The sequence below is a fragment of the Pontibacter populi genome, assembly GCF_019336435.1.
Lineage (GTDB): Bacteria > Bacteroidota > Bacteroidia > Cytophagales > Hymenobacteraceae > Pontibacter > Pontibacter humidus.
In genome coordinates this window covers 207921-229385 of record NZ_JAHWXQ010000005.1, presented here as the reverse complement: position 1 = coordinate 229385, position 21465 = coordinate 207921, and the positions used below count along the sequence as shown (strand labels likewise).

Here is a 21465-nt window from a genome sequence, read left to right as displayed (position 1 = left end):
GAAAAGGCCTTATTTAAATCTAACAAAATTAAAACTCAGTTTGACCTCCCTTACGGGAAGCGGGGATTTTAGGTACAACTAATTTGAAACACTAAAACTTAAATTTCTTCCACCAAGGCTGATTTTCCAAATCATCAGAATAGTAACCGTAGCCATAACCATAACCATAGCCATAACCATAGTTTAACTTACGGTAATCCACATCGTTAAAGAGAATGGCGGTGTTTCTAATTTTACCACTTTCATACTGCTGTTGGATGTTATTCAGGAAAGATTTTAGCGTATAATCCTGGCGAACCATAAAGATATTCGCATCAGCAATTTGCATTAGTTCTAGCCCATCTGATAATATACCAACGGGTGGTGTGTCCAGAATAATATAATCGTAAGAGTTTCTTAGCAATTTAACCAACTCATCCATCCGCTTGTTCAATAACAATTCAGAAGGGTTTGGCGGGATATCTCCGGATGGTAGAATAAACAGACTCTCTTGTAAGGTCTGATGAATGACATCTTCCAAAGAAGCATAGCCTGCCAGGTAATTACTAAGTCCTAAGCTACTTACCACGCCAAAATCTGTATTGTTATTAGGCTTGCGCATATCTGCATTAATCAAGAGAGTACGTTCACCAGATATTGAAAATATGTATGCCAGATTCTTAGCAGAAAATGTTTTCCCCTCTCCACTTACAGAGGAGGTGACAACTATAAGCTTCCCTTCCTGCGTATCCTGATTCACCATGAATCGCAGATTGGACCTAACTGTTCTGAATGCTTCAGCCAGCGCAGATTTAGGATTTTGGTCTATTAGGCTGGCACTTTCCTTTTTATTATGACCAACCAAACCTAGAATAGGTAAAGTAGTATACTTTAATATGTCTTCCTGACTGGATACCCTGTTATTAAAGTAATCTTTTAAGAAGATTAGGCCAACAGGCAGGGCTAACCCAAGTAACAAGGCAGTGATATAATTTTTAGACGTATTAGGAGCAGTTTGAGCGGAAACATGAGCTTCGCTAAGGATTGTAACATCAGAAGTGTTGGCTGCTTTAGCTATACCTGCTTCTGTTCGTTTCTCCATCAGGAAAACGTAAAGATTTTCACTTAGACTATATAAGCGCTGGATATTGATCAGTTTCCGTTCAGCAGCCGGCAAGCGTTGAAGTTGAGCAGATGCTACGTTGATCCTTTTATTAAGCTCATTGATCGCAATGGAGTTTGCCGCTTCAATATTACGTAGGTTTTCAAGTATATTACTGCTCAATTCAGCGACCTGCTGTCGTTTGATTTTAAGCTCATTTGTAACAATCGGATTTGCGTTGATATCCTGCCGACTGATCGTTTCAACCTCACCTTGCAAAGTTACCAAGTTTCCGATTAAGCCATTCAGAACAGGATCCTGAATACCAAGGTTGGAAGGTATTACCAGTTGATCCAGTGCTTTCCCTTTTCTCAGGTAATCCTTTAAGTAATCATAATACTTTTGGTTTAGAAGCAGGGACGCCTTTTGTTCTTCCAGTGATTGTACCTGCTGGGCGAACTTATTTCCTTCACTACTGATATCAAGTCTTGAGTTTCCTCGTTTGAATTCCTCTAATCTGCTCTCTATAAAGTACAAAGAATCACTTATCTGCTGAAGCTGATCATCTATAAAACCTAAGGTATTTATCGCATTAGAGTTTTTAATGTCCAGGTTATTCTGCTTATATGTTTCCATATGAGCATTAAGGAATTCTTTTTCCTTTTCTGGTGTGTTCCCTCCTATTTTTAGGACCAATGCGGACGCCCCCCCAGCCATAGAAGATACCTCTAACCTACCAGCATAAGACCCGGCAAGATCTTCAGGGCGGGAAATCCTGAACAGTAATTCATTTGGTGTATCAACACCATCTTTAAATTTAAAAGTAATTATGAATCTGAAGTCACTTATGTTATAGGGCTTCTCCGACTCAAATTCTTTGTTCGCAAATAATCTGTTCCAGTGAAGGTTTTCAGAGCTAAGCGTGTAAGTTTTGTTGCTTGTCGGAGTTACTTTGATCAATACACCGTAAGGTGTGTTTGTAGCTGAAGAATCAAAAGTAACAATGAAAGGTGAAAGTGACTTATAAACTTCTGTAAGTTTAACATTCCCTTGCTGATAGTAACTGACCTGGAAATCGAGTTTTCGTAATGTTTGAGCTACGAGCGATTTTGTTTTAATCAAAACAGACTCGTTTGTCAATCCTCGAGAGCCTTGGAATGGCTCTTCACCATATAATAATGCGGATGCTGAAGCACCCTGTTCTACCGGTTTAATGATCATAACCGAAGAACTTACCTCGAAGGCAGGAATGGTATAGCGATTTACAAAAAATGCGGCTGCTAGTGCAATCAGTAAAGAAGCTAAAACCCAATACCAATTTCTCAGAACCTTGAGTAACAGGTTCTGGATATCAAATGTATTAGTCTGTCTGAGGGATTTGTTTTCCAAAATAAGTTTCTTACCTAAGAATGGGTATTATAAAAACCTGGATATTAAGACGCTAATTGTGGCTATTAAAGAGAGTGTTAAGCTAACATTCGCAATTAAATTCTCTCTTATATTTTTAGCTGGCAATGGATCAACTACAATCATATCATTAGGTTGCAGGTAAAAGTTTGCTTGAGCAATTGTGTTATCATCTAACAAACTGAACGTGTATAATTTTGCCTGACCAGCTTCGTAGCGAATAAGTTTGATGTTGCCCCGATTAGCATAAGGTGAAAAACCACCGGCATTTGCAATCGCTTCCATCAGGTTTATGTCATCCTGGTAAGTGGTAAATTGCCCCTGTGATCCTACTTCTCCTATTACAGAGAAACGGAAAGTAAGAAAGCGCATATTCACAGTAGGATCAGTTAAATATGGTTTTAAGGCCTCTGTAACTTTAAGCCGGGCTTCAGCTAATGTTAACCCCTGCAGATTTACTTTGCCAACAGTCGGGATAAGAATATTACCTTCTGCATCTATAGTATAGCCTTCTAATACAGGATCAGAGCTGGTTGTAGCAGTTGTGGCCTGACCTAAGAAGTTATACTCCGCTGGTGTGGTAGTCTGTACTTTAAGTGACAGCACATCGCCTGGCTTTAGTGTATAGATCGGGCGTTGTAAATCAAATGCCTTTAAAAGGGCATCTGCATTTGCCTGATCTGCTTTATCAGGTTTATCCTGCAGCAGCACCAGCTTTTTTTGCGGTACACAGGAAGCCGCCAGCATAAGGCAGAGCAAGGCATAAACTATAGTTAGGGTGTTTCGCATTATAAGTGCTTATACACTAATGGTTTTGGAACAGAAATGCATTTAACGCAAGATAACAGGTTAAATTACAGTTTGTGAAATTACTAAAAAATCTCTTTTAATTATGCTATCCATATTTAAATATAATAGCAGCATTAAAAATTAACTTGGATTCCATTTGTAATTGCATAAACGAAGCGTGTAACCGGAACTATAGGTTTGTCTTCAAAGGTACAGTTAAAGCCAGTTCTAAAAGAAAGCGTATTATTTAGCTTAAATAAAAGGTTGGCGTCCCCGCTCAAACGGTTTCTAAAAGCATTAATTTTATCATCGTATCCGGTTTGGTAATAAACTATGGCTTCTGTTGAAACATGACTGTTGAATACCGATTTGTTGCTGATATAGTTTGTTAACTTAGGCAAGTTGGATGTTAATATACCTTCACCCTCTTCCGGTGATTCCCACTTTTCATATTCTTGCATCAAACCTGAACCAATATATAAGTTAGCTTTTTCTTCCCGGAGAATTGCATATCGTAGTCCAGCTCCTGCCAGGCCTCTCACTTCAAGTCCGCGCGCTCTGTCTGCCTGGGCCTGGGCAAATAACTCATAAGACAAGCGCTTTCGCCGCTGTAGATTTACACGAAAATGGGCATAACCGTTACTTGCAACAGTGTTACGCTGTTCCCTGCTATCATAGTTTACTAACAGGTAATTATAATAATTAAGGAGCAAATAGCTGTGTTTGGCCGAAATATAGGCCACATCGCTGTTAAATGTTAATTGCAGAAAATTGTTCGGGTTATTTTTACCGGCATTTCGGTTGAACATGGAGAAATTGAACCCAGCCTTACCAGTAATATAGTTGATGGAATCGCGATCAATTCGGGCTCGTTCAATATTGAGTATCTGCGCATTTACTTCTGTTGCACTCAGCATGGATAAGAAGAAAATAACAACTAAAATAAGAGCGGCAGTTTTGCCGGTTTTCTGAACAATAAGACTTGCTAAATATAATTTGTTTGAATGCGGACTACTTGTAAACATGTTCCAAGTCTACTGCATATTTCAGAAATCACCAAAACCAATCTTCGTGAAACGAATACACAACTATAGTTTTGCACTTGTAGGTTAAACTATAAATCGGCAGTTTTGGAAAATTCTAAATCGATGCATTTACAACAGGAAATAATAGACAAAACAGCAGCACATGTTCAGGAATTGCTTTCCGGCGAAGGATCGGGCCATGACTGGTGGCATATTTTACGGGTTTGGAACAATGCTAAAACGATAGCTGCCTCCGAAAATGCCGACCTTTTTATAGTTGAACTCGCAGCACTTTTACATGACATCGGAGATCATAAATTCCATAACGGAGATGAAACGGTAGGACCGCGCATGGCCGCCGAATGGCTTAAACAACTACAAGTACAAGATGAAGTCATACATCATATCACAACTATAATTAAGGAGTTATCATTTAAAGGAGCAGGAACTACATCAGAGATGCAAACTATAGAAGGACGTATAGTGCAGGATGCTGACCGACTGGATGCCATAGGCGCTATTGGCATTGCACGTACCTTTGCTTATGGTGGCCACAAGAACCGGGAAATGTATAATCCAACTATCACTCCTGAAATGCACGACAGTTTTGAAGCTTACAAAAACAGCACCGCCCCAACTATAAATCACTTTTACGAAAAGCTATTATTACTTAAAGACCGTATGCATACCCAAACTGCTAAAAGGATGGCCCAACAACGGCATGCATACATGGAAACTTACCTGGAGCAATTTTTTTCAGAATGGAAAGGTCTTAAATAAAACCCATACACAAGCACCACTATTGTACTTATAATCACCCAGTTACACTATAAACAACCACATAACTTTGTTTAAACTATGGAGATGCCTTTACTTGATGATGTAGTGATCATACTCGGATTGGCCGTGGTTGTAATCCTGCTGTTTCAGCGATTTAAACTACCCACCATTCTTGGCTTTTTAATTACCGGTGTAATTGCCGGTCCGCATGGCCTGAGCCTTGTTCAGAATATTCATAACATTGAGATGCTGGCTGAGATCGGTGTCATTATGCTGCTGTTTATCATTGGTATGGAGTTCTCGCTGAAAAAGCTGGCGTTAATAAAACGAACCATACTCTTAGGCGGAGCGATGCAGGTCTTTGGATCAATATTCCTGGCAGCGGCAGTAATGCAGCTGTTCAACTATAGTTTAGGACAGTCTATTTTTATCGGCTTTCTTATTGCTCTGAGCAGTACAGCTATAGTTCTGAAGCTATTACAGGATAAAGGTGAAATAAACAGCCCACACGGAAAAGTAGTACTTGGTATTCTTATTTTTCAGGATATTATAGTGGTTCCTATGATGCTGCTTACCCCGCTACTGACGGGCGAAGTAGAAAATATTGGCCTTAAGTTGCTGCTGATGTTGCTGAAAGGTGCGCTGGTTATAGTGGTGGTACTTCTTAGCGCCCGCTATCTGGTGCCAAGGTTACTTTATTCTGTTGTCCGTACAAGGAGCAAAGAACTTTTCATCCTGTCTATAGTTGCTATCTGCTTTATGGTAGCGTGGTTTACCTCTATGTTAGGGCTTTCGCTGGCGCTTGGTGCGTTTATGGCAGGTCTTATTATCTCCGAATCAGAATACAGTCACCAGGCAACCAGCAACGTTTTACCTTTCCGTGAGATTTTCACCAGTTTCTTTTTTGTCTCCATCGGCATGTTGCTTGACATCGAATTTTTGCTGGAGCATTTGCCTGTTGTAATCCTGCTAACAATTGGCACCTTTCTGGTAAATACGATTGTAGCAACGTTGGCTGCCAGACTCCTGCAATACCCTATACGCACTGCTATTATGGCCGGGATTGCTTTATTTCAGGTAGGTGAGTTTGCGTTCATACTTTCTAAATCTGGTATTTCCTACGGCCTGCTTACTCCTGTTACTTACCAATATTTTCTGTCTGTGTCGTTGCTTAGCATGGCCCTCACCCCTTTTGCGGTACAGTACTCACATCAGATAGCTAATTTTATCAGTAAAAAGCTGACAGGCAATTCTGAACCGAAGCCGGTTATTTCTGCAAATCAGGCAGGCCTTGAGGAAGTACCTGAAATGGAGGATCACATTGTGATTATCGGGTACGGCATAAACGGCCGAAACGTCGCCAAAGCTGCTCGTTACGCACACATACCCTATACTATAGTAGAGATGAACGCTGTAACCGTAAGAAGAGAAAGAGAAAACGGAGAGCATATACTTTTCGGGGATGCCGTTCATGGGAACATTTTAGCCCATGTTAACATACATAAAGCGCGGGTAGCTGTCGTTGCCATTTCAGACCCGGACTCAACCAAACGAATTATTGCCGCAATCAGAGAAATCAGCAAAAAAGTGCATGTCATCGTTCGTACCCGTTTTGTAGAGGAAATGCAGGATAACTATAGTCTTGGTGCAAACGAGGTGATACCTGAAGAATTCGAAACATCCATCGAAATATTTACCAGAGTACTTAATAAATACCTGCTCCCGCAAGACGATATAGAAATATTTACGCGCCAGATACGCTCTGATAATTATGACATGCTGCGTAGCATGCAGTCTACGGGGAGCAACATACACAACCTGAGTTCGGAATTACCTGATATAGAAGTTGCCAGCTTACGTATTTATACAGCAGATGAAACTATAGTTGACCAACCATTAGAAAAAGCGAACCTGCGTGTCAGATTTAACATAACTATAGTTGCCATTAAGCGCCAAGCGCAGACGATACTGGATATCAATGGTCATACAACATTACAGCAAGGCGATGTAGTGTATGTGGTAGGTTTACCTGACGATGTTTACAATTTCGAAAACGCGCTGAAACTAGTCTGATCCCATAAGGTATTCAATACTAAATTAACGCTTCTGCAGTGGCTCCAATACTTTTTCTACTTCGCTGCGAACCGAACTATAGCCAGCTTTAAAATTTGAGATAGCACCTTCTTTCCAGCCACGCCACATTAGCTCATTTGTTTTCGGATTTACCAGATCTATGATCAGGGTCCCGCTTTTGTAAAGGTCAACGGCGCGATAACCTGGTAACTCCTCATTCCCATAATTATACCTATAACCGGACATATAAGCATAACTATAGCCAAACCCTTTTATATAGTTGGTATCGATGTCTTTCTCTACCGGCACCGATACGCTTACATCATAAGCCACTAAAATATCCGGATTGGCACCCGTTGCTTTTGTAAAACCTTTTTTTTGTAACTCCTCTTCTACCGCTTGTCTGATATGTTTATTCAGGCTACCGGTATACCTTTCTCCGTAAGCAATAGGCGCAGCAGGTTGATCCTGAAACCAGGCGTACGTTTTAAAGTTCAGCGTTTTCACACCAGTAGCAGCGACACTATTCGGTCTGCTCGATACCGAACTAGCTACACAGCCACTCAGTAACAACAGGCACAAAAACAGCAGGGGGAAATGATTTTTCATAGGTTTATAGTTTTAGACTAGTACGCGGATAACTGTATTATAAGTTTTGCACGCGTATTTGGTTGGCAATTTAGCAATCAAAACGGATTGGTGACGATTATCATTTTAAAAACAGGAAGGCGGGGGTAGCTTGCAGTCATATTTAAAACCACAAACGCAGCTATAAAGTATAGTTAGTTTAAATCAAAAAGAGACATGGCCCCTACTACACCAACTTATACCTCCGCAGAAGAAGCATTATCAGTAATTAAATCCGGCGACAGAGTTTTTTTACATGGCAGCGCAGCAACCCCGCAATACATGATCCGAAAATTGGTTGAGCGTGCCGACGAACTCCGTAATGTGGAACTGGTAAGTATAAGCACTTTTGGCGAGATGCCCTGCGCCGAAGAGAAATATGCAGACTCCTTTTACATCAACTCCCTGTTTGTGTCGGCTAACGTACGCGATGCCGTAAACAGCGGACGTGGTGATTATGTACCAATTTTCCTGAGCGAGATTCCGCAATTATTCAGGCTAGGTATTATGCCCCTTGATGTAGCTATCGTTCACGTATCTCCACCAGACAGGCATGGCTACTGTTCATTAGGCGTATCGGTAGATATTGCCCGAGAGGCCGTAATCAATGCTAAGTATGTAATTGCGCAGGTAAACCCGCAGATGCCTCGAACACACGGCGATGCGCTTATCCATATCCGTAGGTTTCATGCCCTGGTAGAAGTAAACGAAGCGCTTCCGGAAGTTGACTATAGTTCCCGCATCACGGAGGTTGAAAGAAAAATAGGTCAGAACGTGGCCGAACTTGTAGAAGATAGAGCAACGTTACAAATGGGTATTGGTGCTATACCTGATGCTGTATTGCAAAGCCTTACGAACCACAAAGGCCTTGGCATACATACCGAAATGTTTTCCAATGGGGTGTTGCCTCTTATTGAAAGCGGGGTAATCACGAACGAGCATAAAAAAGTGCTCCGCGGACGAATTGCTACTGCCTTTATAGCAGGTAACCGCGCCCTCTACGACTATGTGGATGACAATCCGCTGATTACCATGCACAGCACAGATTTCGTGAATGATGTAACCGTTATTAAATCAAACAATAATGTTACAGCTATTAACAGCGCCATCGAAATAGACCTCACCGGCCAGGTAGTATCTGACTCCATCGGTACTTACCAGTTCTCTGGCGTTGGCGGTCAAATGGACTTTATTCGCGGTGCTGCTTTGTCTAAAGGTGGAAAGCCAATTATCGCGTTGCCATCAGTTACACACAGAGGAGTATCGCGCATTACACCTTTCCTTAATCCTGGCGGTGGTGTGGTTACCACAAGAGCCCACGTGCATTATGTAGTTACCGAATATGGCGTGGCTTATCTGTATGGTAAAAACCTGCGTCAGCGAGCAAAAGCACTAATAGATATTGCACATCCGGATCACAGAGAAAGGTTAATGCAGGAAGCCCTGATTCGTTTTAAAAACATGTAACGGCTAAACATAAAAGCGAGGCTTACGTGTATGCTATAAACAAACAACTATATATATGATTGATATAGCACAACACGTTCCTACTCCCCCGCCGGCCTGGGTTAAAAACATGGCCAGGTTCGGGCTTACAGCAAAAGGAGTGGTTTATTGCCTGGTAGGTATTCTTGCTTTTATGGCGGCGTTTGAGATCGGAGGAAAATCAGAGCAGGGTTCCGACAAATCCGGAGTTTTCCAGTTTATATTGGAACAGTCTTATGGCTGGATTTTACTGGCTATTATAGCCCTTGGCCTTCTATGCTATACCATTTGGCGCATTATTCAGGCATTTAAAGACACCGAAAATAAAGGCGATAATGCCAAAGGTATTGGTGTTAGGATACGTTACGCTTTCAGTGGAGTGGTGTATGGGGCGTTAGCTTTCTATGCAGCACAGCTTGTACTCGGCAATGGTGGCGGCAGTAACGGAGACTCCCGACAGTCACTAGCCCGTGAGCTTTTGCAACAACCGTTTGGCCAGTGGCTGGTGGGTATAGTTGCTGTGGGTACAGCCATTGCAGGCTTTCACCAGATCTACCTGGCCATTTCAGACAAATACAAAAAGAAAGTTCAGGGTTCCGGATTAAAACATGAGGCAGAAGCGATGATGATCAGAGCTGGAAAGATCGGGTATATTGCCCGTGGCATCGTGTGGCTCATAATTGCTTACTTGTTCCTGAAAGCTGCTATGAATGCAAATCCGAATGAAGCCGGAGGCAGCGGCAGTGCGTTTCAGTTTCTGGAGAACTCCTCGTACGGTTCTTACCTGCTGGGCGCTGTTGCCATTGGCCTGATCTTTTATGGAGTTTTCATGTTCATGCGTGCAAGGTATCAGGTTATTAATGTAAGCTGATAGTATAAGTTTTAAACCATAACACCGTTATACTGTTACCCATTTATAGTCTGGCTGATGTGCAGAATTGGCATCAGTCAGACTATAATCCTTTTACTTAACGCCACTTAAAATCACTAATAAAGTATACACGCAACGCCATACAGGTAACAAATTATTTTTTTGCAGAACGATCTGTATAGTATATTTGACGATGATGTATACCTGTATCTGAGCAATACATGAAGAACACCCCTTTTAAAATCTTCATTCTGGATGATGATGTGTGGTACAGCGAGTTGCTGGAATATCATCTTTCTCTGAACCCCGACTATGAAATCAAGAAATTTCACTCTGCAAAAGACTTTTTTGCCAGTTTACACGAGAACCCTGATGTAGTTACTGTAGATTATTCACTACCCGACAAAAATGGCGGCGAGGTGCTGGCCAAGGTGAAAGAGCTAAACCCGGATATACAGGTAATCATAATCTCAGGTCAGGAAGATGTGGCCACTGCGGTAGCCTTGCTTAAACAAGGGGCATACGACTACATTGTAAAAGACGAAGAGACTGCCGATAAGCTTTGGAATACGATCAATAAGGTTCGCGAAAACCTTTCGCTCCGTAAAGAAATAAGTAACCTGCGCGAAGAGATCGGCCAGAAATATGATTTCAGTAAAGTAATCATCGGCAACAGCGAAGCCATCAAAAGAGTGTTTTCGCTGATGGACAAGGCTACTAAAACCAATATAACAGTATCTATAAACGGGGAAACAGGTACCGGTAAGGAATTGGTAGCTAAAGCTATTCACTATAATGGTATCCGGAAAAAATACCCGTATGTTGCCGTAAACGTTGCTGCAATCCCGAAAGAGCTCATCGAAAGTGAATTGTTCGGGCATGAAAAAGGGGCATTTACAGGAGCATCAGCACGGCGCATTGGTAGGTTTGAGGAGGCAAATAAAGGCACCATTTTTCTAGATGAGATCGGTGAGCTTGACATTAGCCTGCAGGCTAAATTACTGCGCGTACTTCAGGAGAAAGAAATAACCCGGGTTGGTGGCAATGCTGTTGTTCCGGTAGATGTCAGGATTATAGTTGCAACTCACAAAAACCTGGCAGAGGAAGTAAGTAATGGGACCTTCCGTGAAGACCTGTATTACCGCCTGCTTGGTTTGCCAGTGCTCTTACCGCCTCTGCGTGATCGAGGTACAGACATTTTGATATTGGCCCGCCATTTTATGGATGATTTTGCCAAAGAGAACAACATACCGCGGAAAAGCCTGTCTGCAAAAGCACAGGAAAAAATACTTTCCTATACCTACCCGGGTAACGTGCGCGAGTTAAAAGCTATAGTTGAACTAGCCATGGTGCTCTCTGATGATGAAGAGATACAGGATCAGGACATCAACCTGGCAGTCAGTAATTCAAACAAGGATTTCCTGGCAAAAGAACAGTCGCTTAAAGTTTATACGACCCGCATCATTCAATACTTTCTGGACAAGAATGACTACAACGTACTGTTGGTAGCGGATAAACTTGACATCGGGAAATCCACCATATACCGCATGATACAGAGCAACGAACTGAAAGTAAAATAAACTATAAACAGGAATCATTTCACAAGCCAACAATAGAATTATATTAATATTACCTATAGTTAAAAATGCATATTACCATCTAATAGCACTAACTTTAAATAATTAATTTACCGGTCCAAAACTATAACAGTAGGCTTTAAATCAACAATTAAATTTTGAACCAACAGCAGGATAAGCTACTAAATTTAATTAAAGCCAATCTTAATAAACATAATAATAAGCTGTTGGAAATCCGTAACTTGCAGGCAAATATTTTTAGATGGAAGGTGTAAACGACGTAGCTACGCTGCTCGGGTTGTTAGAGAAAGAACGTAAGGCACGGCAGGCGGCTGAAGAGATAGCTGAGAAAAATTTAGCAGCGCTTAATAATTTAAAACTAAAACTTGCATCAGCCGAAGATAACAAAGCATTTACCGCAGCACAGCAAAAATACGAACTGGAGGAAGAATATCCCGACCCGATTCTTCGTGTAAATGACCAGGGTAAAATCTATTACGCTAATGCTGCCGGTTTCCACTTTCTGCAAACTATAGATGAAAGGCGCATACCAGCCCTGAATCGTTTATTTGTCAGTAAAGTTAATATTGCCCTTAAAGCAGGTAAACCTGTAACCCTGCAATCGCATCTGCTGGGCAAGCACTTTCTTCTGTTTATAGTTCCTCTTAAAAGCAAGGAGTATGCAAACATATATCTGAACGACATTACAGAGCGGCGCGAAGCAGAACTGGCACTCGAAGAAAGTCAGTACTTTGTCCGCAACATCACCCATACAATCCCCAATATAATATATGTCTACGATCTTGAGCAGGATCGCTTTGTTTACCTGAACGATCACATTGAATCTGTACTGGGCTATAATCAGCAGGACATAGCCTCTATGCACGGGCATGTGTTTATGTCGTTGTTGGTGCCTGAAGAGTTGTCAAAAATGTATGCACATACCTATGGCATGCTACAGGCGCAGGATGGCGAAGTGCGGGAAGTGGAGTACGTGGTATTGTCTAAAAATGGTGAAAAGAAAAACCTGTATTGCCGGGAAAGTGTCTTTAAGCGCAAAGATGACGGCCAGGTAACGAAAGTTATAGGCTCAGCCCAGGACGTAACGCAGCTACGGGAGCAAACTAAAGCACTGCTGGAGCAAAAAGAATTCTATGAAGGTATCCTGAACCATATACCGTCGGATATAGCGGTTTATAATAATCAACTCCAATACCTTTTTGTAAACCCTGTAGCAGTCTCTGACCCGACATTGCGTAAATGGATAGTAGGTAAAACCAATGAAGAATACTGTACCTACAGAAATGTCCCGCCGGAGCGTATAAAAACAAGAAGTTTTAATTTAGAACTTGCCCGGTCCAGTAAAGAGTATGTTTCTTTTGAAGAGCAGATGACCACACCCAAGGGTGACACTTCTTACCATATCCGCAAGCTGAACCCGGTAGTAGACCAGAGCGGAGATTTGAAAATGATCATTGGGCACGGTCTGAATATTACCGATCTTAAAACTGCACAGGAAAAAATAATAAAGAGCGAAGAGAAGAACAGGGCTATTCTGGCGGTAATACCTGACCTTATGTTTATTATAGATAAGGACGGTATTTACCAGGACATGAAAAATGTGGAGCAGGAACATTTACTTGTGCCGAAAGAAAGCGTAATTGGCTCGCACATCCACACCCTCCTACCCGAATCGGTTCATAAACAGATTCTTTTCCTCATTAAAAAGGTCATCAAAACCGGCCACCCGGAACGTACCGAATATGAACTGGATCTGAAAGATGGCCTGCACTATTATGAGGGCAGGATAATTAAGTATAACTCTGAACAGGTACTGGCAATTATTCGTGATACCACCGAAGAGCGTAAGGCAGCCCTGGCCGCCAAAGAGCAGAATGATTTTATCAGGCTTGTAATGGACTCCAGTCCAAGCCTGATTTATGTTAAGGATGGTGAAAGCAGATTTAAGTTAGCTAACAAAGGTGTTGCTGATCTCTTTGAATTACCTTTAAAGGATTTACTGGAAAAAGATAGCGCGCAACTTTTCCCTAAACCAGCTGATAGAGACCACTTTGAAAAGGATGACCGCATAGTAATAGCTGAAAATCGCGAAATTATAGTAGAAGAGCGCTTTACCAGGCGGGATGGAAGCGATGTATGGTTTAAAACTATAAAACGACCGCTTGTTACCAGCGATGGCCAGTTGCATGTACTCGGTATTTCTACGGATATAACCGCGCAGCGCAAGGCTACAAAACAGCTCGAGGAAAGCGAAGAACTATACCGCCTGCTATCTGAAAACTCAAAAGATGTGATTAGCCTGCATGAGTTAGATGGACGCTACATCTTTATCTCAAAAGCTGTGGAAGAGATGCTGGGCTATACTGCTTCAGAGGTTATCGGGCACATGCCTAAGCTACTAATTCACCCTGATGATTATCAGCAGCTGCATATCAGCTTCAGGAATGTGCAGGCCAAAAAAGTAAATACAAACGTTGAGCACAGGCTGGTTCGTAAAGACGGGAGTATTCTATGGGTTGAGACAAACCTTAAACCATTACTTGATGCCGAAGGCAATATTTTAAAGATCCAATCTTCGGCACGTGATATTAGCCTGCGCCGCGTAAATGCTGAAGCCCTCAAACGCAGTGAGCGGAAGTACCGTGACCTTATAACCTATAGCCAGGCGTTTATTTGCGCACACGATATGGACGGCACTATTCTGTCTGCAAACCCATATCTTTTAAACATGCTGGGCTACAAAGAGGAAGAGATGGTTGGCCAACAGCTCACCTCCTTCTTTCCGGCAAAACACCGGAAGAATTTTTCAAGCTATATAGATAAATTCCAGGACTCAAACTTTGTAGAAGGAGTCCTTTGTATCTTAAACAAAGATAACCAGGAGCGCTTCCTGTATTACCAGAACTATAAAGCCGAAGAGCCGGATGTGCCAGCTTATATAATTGGCCTGGCACAGGATATTACAGACCGCCTGCAAACCGAACAGGAGCTTAAGCGAGCCAAAGAAGCTGCTGAAGAATCTGCAAAAGTTAAAGAAAATTTTCTGGCCAACATGAGCCACGAAATCCGGACGCCGATGAACGGTATTCTGGGTATGGCCGGGCTTATGCAGAAAACAAACCTCGACGATGCCCAAAACAACTATCTGAAGATCATAAAACAATCTGCGGAGAATCTGCTGGTTGTTATAAACGATATTCTGGATGTTGCTAAAATTGAAGCTGGTAAACTGGAACTGGAGCAAATCCCGTTTAACCTGGGTGATTCTATCCGGAGTGCATTCCAGACGCTGATCTATAAAGCAGAAGAAAAAGAGATCGCCTATAGTTTAGACTGCCAGCAGGAGCAATATCCACTTGTTGTCGGGGACCCTTACCGGTTAAACCAGGTTTTGCTGAACCTACTAAACAACGCCATTAAATTTACTGACGAAGGCAGCGTCACCCTTAAGTGCGAACTCATCAGCGAGAATTCAGAAGAGCTGACATTGGAAGTTGAAGTTGCGGACACAGGGATTGGTATACCAGCTGAAAAACATGAGATCATTTTTGATGGTTTTACACAAGCCTACTCCAGCATAACCCGTAAATATGGTGGCTCAGGGCTTGGGCTAAGTATCTGCAAAAACCTGGTAGAAATGCAGGGAGGCAGCATCTGGTTATCTAGTGAAGAAGGCAAAGGAAGTATCTTTAAATTTAAGCTTACCTACGCTAAGGCAACTGAAACGCAGCAGACCGAAAACACCAACTTCGAAGTTGACTTTGATAGCCTGGAGCCACTGCACGTTTTAATTGCAGAAGATAACGAGATCAACGTCTTTCTGGCACAGTCTATTCTGGAGGGTTGGAACTTTAAAATAGATGTGGCTCAAAATGGTAGAAGGGCGGTTGAAATGGCCTTGAAAAACAGGTATGATGTTATTTTAATGGACATCCAAATGCCTGAAATGAGCGGTATTGATGCAACATTGAAAATACGGACTAACGCAGACATAACTATAGCCAATGTGCCCATAATAGCACTTACAGCCAATGCTTTTAAAGGTGATGCGGAGAAATACCTGGCTGTTGGCATGAATGATTATATTTCCAAACCGTTTCAGGACGAGGCATTGTATCTAAAGATTTTTGCGCTGGTTCCTCATAAAGTTAAGAAAAGACCATTAAGAGCTATTACTAAAAAAATAGTCCCAGCTATAGTTGAACAGCCACTTTATGATCTGCAAACACTGCACAAAATGGCCCGTGGGAATCAGGCATTCATTAACAGAACCATACAGCTTTTTATAGAAACGGTGCCTGAAACAGTAACAGAACTAAAGGACTGTGAACAGCAACAGAACTGGGAGGGTGTTAGTGCAGCCGCTCATAAATTAAAATCAACAGTTGATACATTGCGCATCGAGCAGTTACGGCCTGTCGTAAGACAAATTGAACAGGATGCTAGAAAGCAAATCAACTTAAAGCAGGTGTCTGCGCATATCGCCTTTGTGGAAGATCATATAACGCTCATTATTAAGGAAATAACCAAAGAGATTATCTAAGCCCCGTAACTATAGTTCCGTATACCGGACTGGCAATTGCAGGCTATAGTTTGAAAAAATGAGCATTGCACCAAACACAAAGCCGCTGAAATCTCAGCGGCTTTGTGCTTTGTATAGCTTATTGGCAATCATTCATAAGAGGCTGAGGTGAGCATTACATGTCTGCTCATTTGCTGGATCAGGTAGAGGCGTAGCGCAGCATCTTGCTGTAACATGTGTTGCAATTCATCTTTAGAGATACATAGAACTTCGGCCGCTTCCGTGGCAACCGCTGTTTGGCTATAGTTATCCTGCATCAGATCTGGCAAACCCAACAGGGTTCCGGCCTGCACTTTTCTGGGAGCGCCCCCTACAGGAGTAACCTGCGCACTTCCTTTTATCAGATAATAAAGCTCCTTGTTGGGGTTCCCTGATTTAAACAAGCAAGTATCAGAAGATACCTTTTTAAGGTTACCTTTAACCTGCCCCTCCTCTATCATCTTCCTGAACAACATATATACAGCTTAGTTAAGTATGTGCGAAAACAATTGGCTTTGCCTGTACAAAAATAAAAATGGAGCAGCAACAACTATAGTTTTTGAATCAACTTTATTCTATGTCTGCTTCGAATTTACTGACCAAGTGGGCTATTTAGCTTGCTGTAGAGTAGTTTAAAACTGTATACCGCCTGGCAGCTAATCTTTATTCCTGTAATTAACCAATTATTATATGATAAAGGTACAAGGGATGCATAAGCCATGCACTGAGTAACGTCACCGGCAGTAATGACTTATGTCAGTTTAGAAACTATAGTTTGGAGGACGCGACTGAGGAGTAATCTGTTTACTTTTTAGTTGGTAGTGGCTGCTACAGGCTTGGTACAGCAGCTCATCTCGGTTTTATGTGTAGCTGTTTCAACTACTTTCGGGCTCAGATACGGGATGCCTAAGCCTAAACCGCGAACTATAAAAAGGATGGCCAGCGTCATACCGATATAGGGTACGGCACGGTTAAACATACCTCGCACTTTCAGGCTTATCAGTTTGCCAGATAAAGATACCAGAAACATTAATGGAAAAGTGCCGAGGCCAAACAAGGCCATGTAAAGCATAGCTCCGGTAACGCCAGGTGCGCTGATCGCCCCGGCTAAGGCAATATACACAAAACCGCAAGGCAGCAATCCATTTAACAGGCCAACCATAAACAAGGCACTCAGCGAATTCTGCTGGAAATAATAGCCCAGTTTCCGCCTTACCCAGCTCATAAGTTTATCAGTACCTAGTATACTGGCAGATTTGCCTTTTATGGCGGCAGGAAGTACGAGCAGCAATAAAATAAGGATACCGGAAACGATAGATACGGTTTGCTGTAAACCTGCCATCTGCAACGACTCGCCAAATGCGCCAGCCAGAGCTCCTAGCAGAGCATACGTAACTATACGACCACTATTGTACAGGAGCCGGCCGGCATAATATCGCCAGCCGGAACTCCCGACAAAGGGTAGCGCCATCGCTATCGGGCCGCACATCCCTACACAATGGAAACTACCTACAATTCCGAAAATAAAACCTGCCCAGATCATGGCTATTTTATTTGTATGGTTTTTTCTGAATAATATGTCTCTTCACCGTCGCTGAAGTTCACCCGAACTTTCCAGATACCGCTGTCAAGGTCTTTGGCATCCAGTAACTGACTCTGATCACGGCCAAGTTGCAGTGGTAACTGCTCGTCAAGCTTATCATTCGACGGACGGAAAAGTGTAATGGTACCCGTCAGATTTTTCTCTTTATAAGTAGCGGGCATCTGCAATAAAATTGTTTTATCGTCAGCGCTATAGTTCAGCATAACATCGCCGAGCGCCTGCGTGCGTCTTACCTTTTCTATCTGGTCCTGGAATTTGATCTCCTGCTCGTAATAATCTTTGCTAACAAGGTCTACATCCTGGTTCATGGCTTTGTAAACAAACATAGCGATGTAGCTCATAAACAAGATCATACAAACTACAATGGCATATGGCCAGAGGGTAAAGCTTTTATTTTTATCTGTATTTTTCATTTTGATGTCTCCTTTTACAATTAATTAGCCGGTCCCAGGAACTTGGTTTCGGTTGTGGTGATTAGCTCATCGCCATGATACACACCGATCTCAATTTCTGAATTCATGCCAGTCAGGTCTTCTTTTGCTATTTCTGCGAAGAAAACTCCTTCGGCAATGCCTTGCGCAGGCAGAACCAGTTTGCTGCCAACAATGTCTATTGCACCATTTTTATCCAGCAGCTTTAAAGTAAGCGGCATGTCATGGTTGGTTTTGTTGATGACAGAGATGTTGTACAGGTTCTTAATATGCCCCTGCTCCGTTTTCTGATATAATTGGCCCGGCGTGCGCAGTATAGTTGCCTCTGCTTCGTCGCGGGTTAAGAGTAAAGTAGTAAGTGCAGTCATCAGAATAACCAGGATGGTAGTATACCCCATGACACGATTCGTAAAGAATGTCCACTTTTTACCTGTCTCTATTGCCTCCTCCGATTCATAGCGGATCAAGCCTTCTGGCTTATCGATCATGCGCATAATATCGTTACAGGCATCTATACAGGCAGTGCAGTTAATGCATTCCAGCTGCTGTGCCCCGTTACGGATATCGATACCCGTCGGGCAAACCTGCACGCACTGGTTACAGTCAATACAGTCGCCTTCGGTACGCTCCTGCCCTTTTCTTAATTTACCGCGTGGTTCGCCACGGCCATAATCATAAGCCACTACCAGGGTTTTCTTATCCTGCATCACGCCCTGTAAGCGGCCATAAGGGCAAACTATAGTACAAACCTGCTCACGGAAAGAAGCAAACACCCAGTAAAAGACTCCTGTAAAAGCGAGCAAAGTGCCAAAGCCAACCATGTGGTTTATAGGTCCCTCGGTAATTACTTTCTGCAACTCATCTACTCCTATAACATAAGCCAGGAACAGGTTGGATATTACAAATGAGATCAGCAAGAAAATGGCAGTTTTAGCGCCTTTCTTTAGGATTTTCTCTGTGTTCCAAGGCATTTTATTAAGTGCCTTCTGCTTTGTAAAGTCTCCTTCTATGGCATATTCTATCCTACGGAAAACCATTTCCAGGAAGATTGTTTGCGGGCAGACCCAGCCACAGAAAATGCGGCCATATACAACCGTAAACAGAATAATAAAAACCACTAGCGCCAGGAAAGCCAGTACCAGTATAAAGAAATCCTGCGGCCAGAAAAGAACGCCGAATATTACAAACTTACGCTCCACCACGTTAAGCATGAGAAGCGGCAAGCCGTTTATTTTTATGAAAGGACCAGCAAATAAAAGTGCCAGCAACAGGTAGCTAACATACTTGCGGTAATTATATAGTTTGCCTTTCGGCTTTCTGGGATACACCCAGATACGTTTTCCCTGTTCATCTACAGTCGAGATGTGGTCCCGAAACTCGTCGGTCGGTTTTGCTTTAGTTGCCATGGCAGTGGTAATTTGTGCGGAGATTAGTCCTGCCTGTTAGTATAAATAAAAAGAGTCTGTTGTTAGAGATCTGTAAAATCTGCTTTCACAAAATTCTGAAAACAAGGGCTTCTAAATGATGACTTAAATCATAAACCCTGGTGATTGAAATCAACTATAGCTGTTTGTTTTTGCTAAAGATTGAAAGCAGGTACAAAAACAAAAAGCCGCCTACACTATAATTAATGTGCCTGCGACTTTCTGCTTCTCGTTTTCAAATCAATATTTACATCTTTTCACCCTGCGGTTCTTTCGCACCGGCTGGGTTTGTTCCCTGCAAGCTCAGGATATAGCTGGAAACTTCCAGCATCTGATCTTTTGTAAGCTTGCCCTGCCAAGGAACCATCCCTTTAGCCGGCACACCATATTTTACAGTTTTAAAGATGGCATTTACATCACCACCGTGCAGCCAGTATTCATCTGTCAGGTTAGGTCCTACTGTTCCTTGTCCTTCCTGGCCGTGGCAGGCCGCGCAGTTTGTGTTAAATAATGCCTTTCCGGATTCCAAAGCTGCGGCTTCTGTCAGTACCTCATAGTTGGTCACTGCATTCGGGTCGTCTACATTCTTAGACGCGATCAGGGCAGCTTCTTCCATCTCCATTTCATACTCTTCGGTCTGGAGTGCGCCTGTTTTAAACACGTGGAAGTGCAGCATATATCCTATTGCGAAAACTATAGACACATAGAACATAGCTTTCCACCAGGGCGGTAGATCGTTGTCGTATTCCTGGATACCGTCAAAGTCATGGTTTGAATGTATCTCGTTCTTAGCCTTACCAGTAACCAATGTAGCATCGCCGCGCACTAAAAACAGCACTCTTCCTGCAAACGAAGACCTGAAATCTTCATCATAAATCGAGTCGCCTAGCATCGGCACGAACAGTCGGAACATCATTACCAGCACCAGTATAGTTAACAGGATAATGACTGCCGCCAGTGCGAATGTGAAAAGTAACACCGGTGGAAGATCCATAAAAGCAACCTCCGCTTCAGCAGCAGTGGCTGTAGCGCCGGCATCTGTTGCCGGTGTGGCTGGTGCTTCGGCTACTACTTCAGCTGGCTTCTCGCTCTCGGCTTTAATAAAAGCAATTACGTTTGCTACATCGTCGTCAGAAAGTGAGGTGCCAAAAGCTGGCATCGGCACTTTATTAAACTTCTCGTAAACTGCTACGGCGTCTTTATCTCCTGCCTGCACCAGTTCCTGCGAATTCTTGATAAACTTAGTCAGCCATTCATCTCCCCGGCGCTTATGCACATCTTTTAGAGCCGGACCAACTACGTCCGCATCCAAGCTGTGGCAGGCTGTACAGTTACCTTCAAAAATGGCCTTGCCTGCAACTGCATCCTGCGCCTGTGCTGTGCTGCCCATCAACAGTAACCCGGCTACCAGCGCCAGACTGCTGTTCTTGATCAATTTCTTTAAAGCGATCATTGTCTTACTCCTTCAAAAGTAGTGTCTTCGTTTTCATCGTCGCACGCTATGTTGCTCATGGTCTGTGCATAGTTCTTGTCCATCAGGGCAACATAAACTATAAGGCCCAGAAAGAACACAAAAAAGATGCTGAACGAGATAAGCGGGTATATTTCGATGCCGTCTATGGCTTGCAATACGTTCTTATACATTTCTTTAGAATTTTTGACTCCTTAACTTTGTGACAAAGGACATCCAGATATCTCTTTTGTCCTTTG

At 42.6% G+C, this 21465-nt stretch carries 16 protein-coding genes; 6 read left to right on the top strand and 10 right to left on the bottom strand.

Annotated elements, in window-relative coordinates; genetic code table 11:
* Positions 1 to 91 precede the first annotated feature (91 nt).
* The 3 genes from KYK27_RS16330 to KYK27_RS16320 form a co-directional block, all read right to left on the bottom strand.
* Positions 92 to 2470 carry a GumC family protein gene (locus tag KYK27_RS16330; RefSeq protein ID WP_199111376.1) on the bottom strand — a complete coding sequence of 793 codons (2379 nt, stop codon included), beginning with the start codon at positions 2468 to 2470 and terminating at the stop codon, positions 92 to 94.
* Between the two features lie 27 nt (positions 2471 to 2497).
* Positions 2498 to 3277 (bottom strand): polysaccharide biosynthesis/export family protein, encoded by a 780-nt coding sequence (locus tag KYK27_RS16325; RefSeq protein ID WP_199111375.1) that lies wholly within the window; start codon positions 3275 to 3277, stop codon positions 2498 to 2500.
* 134 nt (positions 3278 to 3411) lie between these two features.
* The gene (locus KYK27_RS16320) at positions 3412 to 4302 is read right to left on the bottom strand and encodes a DUF481 domain-containing protein (RefSeq protein WP_199111374.1); all 891 of its coding nucleotides are present in this window, start codon (positions 4300 to 4302) and stop codon (positions 3412 to 3414) included.
* A gap of 105 nt (positions 4303 to 4407) precedes the next feature.
* Here KYK27_RS16320 and KYK27_RS16315 point away from each other — a divergent pair, with 105 nt between their 5' ends.
* The gene (locus KYK27_RS16315) at positions 4408 to 5082 is read left to right on the top strand and encodes an HD domain-containing protein (protein ID WP_233150489.1); all 675 of its coding nucleotides are present in this window, start codon (positions 4408 to 4410) and stop codon (positions 5080 to 5082) included.
* 78 nt (positions 5083 to 5160) lie between these two features.
* On the top strand, positions 5161 to 7155 hold the full coding sequence (locus tag KYK27_RS16310; protein ID WP_199111373.1) for a cation:proton antiporter: 1995 nt from the start codon (positions 5161 to 5163) through the stop codon (positions 7153 to 7155).
* Between the two features lie 24 nt (positions 7156 to 7179).
* Here KYK27_RS16310 and KYK27_RS16305 read toward each other — a convergent pair whose 3' ends face one another.
* Entirely contained in the window at positions 7180 to 7764 is a 585-nt protein-coding gene (locus tag KYK27_RS16305) for a DUF4136 domain-containing protein (protein ID WP_199111372.1), read from the bottom strand.
* Between the two features lie 195 nt (positions 7765 to 7959).
* Between KYK27_RS16305 and KYK27_RS16300 the strand changes: the two genes are divergently transcribed.
* From KYK27_RS16300 to KYK27_RS16285, 4 genes are all read left to right on the top strand, one after another.
* Positions 7960 to 9249 carry an acetyl-CoA hydrolase/transferase family protein gene (locus KYK27_RS16300; RefSeq protein WP_199111371.1) on the top strand — a complete coding sequence of 430 codons (1290 nt, stop codon included), beginning with the start codon at positions 7960 to 7962 and terminating at the stop codon, positions 9247 to 9249.
* 55 nt (positions 9250 to 9304) lie between these two features.
* Positions 9305 to 10138 (top strand): DUF1206 domain-containing protein, encoded by an 834-nt coding sequence (locus KYK27_RS16295; RefSeq protein WP_199111370.1) that lies wholly within the window; start codon positions 9305 to 9307, stop codon positions 10136 to 10138.
* A gap of 221 nt (positions 10139 to 10359) precedes the next feature.
* Positions 10360 to 11718 carry a sigma-54-dependent transcriptional regulator gene (locus KYK27_RS16290; protein WP_199111369.1) on the top strand — a complete coding sequence of 453 codons (1359 nt, stop codon included), beginning with the start codon at positions 10360 to 10362 and terminating at the stop codon, positions 11716 to 11718.
* A 259-nt stretch (positions 11719 to 11977) separates the two neighbouring features.
* Complete coding sequence (locus tag KYK27_RS16285) at positions 11978 to 16279, top strand: PAS domain-containing hybrid sensor histidine kinase/response regulator (RefSeq protein ID WP_199111368.1); 4302 nt, start codon at positions 11978 to 11980, stop codon at positions 16277 to 16279.
* A 128-nt stretch (positions 16280 to 16407) separates the two neighbouring features.
* Here the strand turns inward: KYK27_RS16285 and KYK27_RS16280 are convergent, their stop codons facing one another.
* The 6 genes from KYK27_RS16280 to KYK27_RS16255 all read right to left on the bottom strand — a co-directional run bounded on the left by KYK27_RS16280 (position 16408) and on the right by KYK27_RS16255 (position 21399).
* The gene (locus KYK27_RS16280; RefSeq protein WP_199111367.1) at positions 16408 to 16773 is read right to left on the bottom strand and encodes a Crp/Fnr family transcriptional regulator; all 366 of its coding nucleotides are present in this window, start codon (positions 16771 to 16773) and stop codon (positions 16408 to 16410) included.
* Between the two features lie 335 nt (positions 16774 to 17108).
* A complete protein-coding gene (locus KYK27_RS16275) occupies positions 17109 to 17840 on the bottom strand; it encodes a sulfite exporter TauE/SafE family protein (RefSeq protein ID WP_199111366.1) in 732 nt (243 codons plus the stop codon).
* Positions 17841 to 17842: 2 nt separating this feature from the next.
* On the bottom strand, positions 17843 to 18313 hold the full coding sequence (locus KYK27_RS16270) for a FixH family protein (RefSeq protein ID WP_199111365.1): 471 nt from the start codon (positions 18311 to 18313) through the stop codon (positions 17843 to 17845).
* Positions 18314 to 18333: 20 nt separating this feature from the next.
* On the bottom strand, positions 18334 to 19737 hold the full coding sequence (gene ccoG / locus KYK27_RS16265) for a cytochrome c oxidase accessory protein CcoG (protein ID WP_199111364.1): 1404 nt from the start codon (positions 19735 to 19737) through the stop codon (positions 18334 to 18336).
* A 265-nt stretch (positions 19738 to 20002) separates the two neighbouring features.
* The gene (locus KYK27_RS16260; protein ID WP_199111363.1) at positions 20003 to 21208 is read right to left on the bottom strand and encodes a c-type cytochrome; all 1206 of its coding nucleotides are present in this window, start codon (positions 21206 to 21208) and stop codon (positions 20003 to 20005) included.
* Positions 21205 to 21399: a hypothetical protein gene (locus KYK27_RS16255; RefSeq protein ID WP_199111362.1), complete on the bottom strand. Its 195-nt coding sequence runs from the start codon at positions 21397 to 21399 to the stop codon at positions 21205 to 21207. The genes KYK27_RS16260 and KYK27_RS16255 overlap by 4 nt, the downstream gene beginning before the upstream one ends.
* Between the last annotated feature and the right edge of the window lie 66 nt (positions 21400 to 21465).

What these genes read in the sequence shown, in the direction of transcription:
- KYK27_RS16305 (WP_199111372.1), bottom strand. Translation starts at nt 7,764, where the DNA reads ATGAAAAATCATTTCCCCCTGCTGTTTTTGTGCCTGTTGTTACTGAGT.
- KYK27_RS16280 (WP_199111367.1), bottom strand. Translation starts at nt 16,773, where the DNA reads ATGTTGTTCAGGAAGATGATAGAGGAGGGGCAGGTTAAAGGTAACCTT.
- KYK27_RS16325 (WP_199111375.1), bottom strand. Translation starts at nt 3,277, where the DNA reads ATGCGAAACACCCTAACTATAGTTTATGCCTTGCTCTGCCTTATGCTG.
- KYK27_RS16310 (WP_199111373.1), top strand. Translation starts at nt 5,161, where the DNA reads ATGGAGATGCCTTTACTTGATGATGTAGTGATCATACTCGGATTGGCC.
- KYK27_RS16255 (WP_199111362.1), bottom strand. Translation starts at nt 21,399, where the DNA reads ATGTATAAGAACGTATTGCAAGCCATAGACGGCATCGAAATATACCCG.
- KYK27_RS16275 (WP_199111366.1), bottom strand. Translation starts at nt 17,840, where the DNA reads ATGATCTGGGCAGGTTTTATTTTCGGAATTGTAGGTAGTTTCCATTGT.
- KYK27_RS16320 (WP_199111374.1), bottom strand. Translation starts at nt 4,302, where the DNA reads ATGTTTACAAGTAGTCCGCATTCAAACAAATTATATTTAGCAAGTCTT.
- KYK27_RS16295 (WP_199111370.1), top strand. Translation starts at nt 9,305, where the DNA reads ATGATTGATATAGCACAACACGTTCCTACTCCCCCGCCGGCCTGGGTT.
- KYK27_RS16270 (WP_199111365.1), bottom strand. Translation starts at nt 18,313, where the DNA reads ATGAAAAATACAGATAAAAATAAAAGCTTTACCCTCTGGCCATATGCC.
- KYK27_RS16300 (WP_199111371.1), top strand. Translation starts at nt 7,960, where the DNA reads ATGGCCCCTACTACACCAACTTATACCTCCGCAGAAGAAGCATTATCA.
- ccoG (WP_199111364.1), bottom strand. Translation starts at nt 19,737, where the DNA reads ATGGCAACTAAAGCAAAACCGACCGACGAGTTTCGGGACCACATCTCG.
- KYK27_RS16290 (WP_199111369.1), top strand. Translation starts at nt 10,360, where the DNA reads ATGAAGAACACCCCTTTTAAAATCTTCATTCTGGATGATGATGTGTGG.
- KYK27_RS16260 (WP_199111363.1), bottom strand. Translation starts at nt 21,208, where the DNA reads ATGATCGCTTTAAAGAAATTGATCAAGAACAGCAGTCTGGCGCTGGTA.
- KYK27_RS16285 (WP_199111368.1), top strand. Translation starts at nt 11,978, where the DNA reads ATGGAAGGTGTAAACGACGTAGCTACGCTGCTCGGGTTGTTAGAGAAA.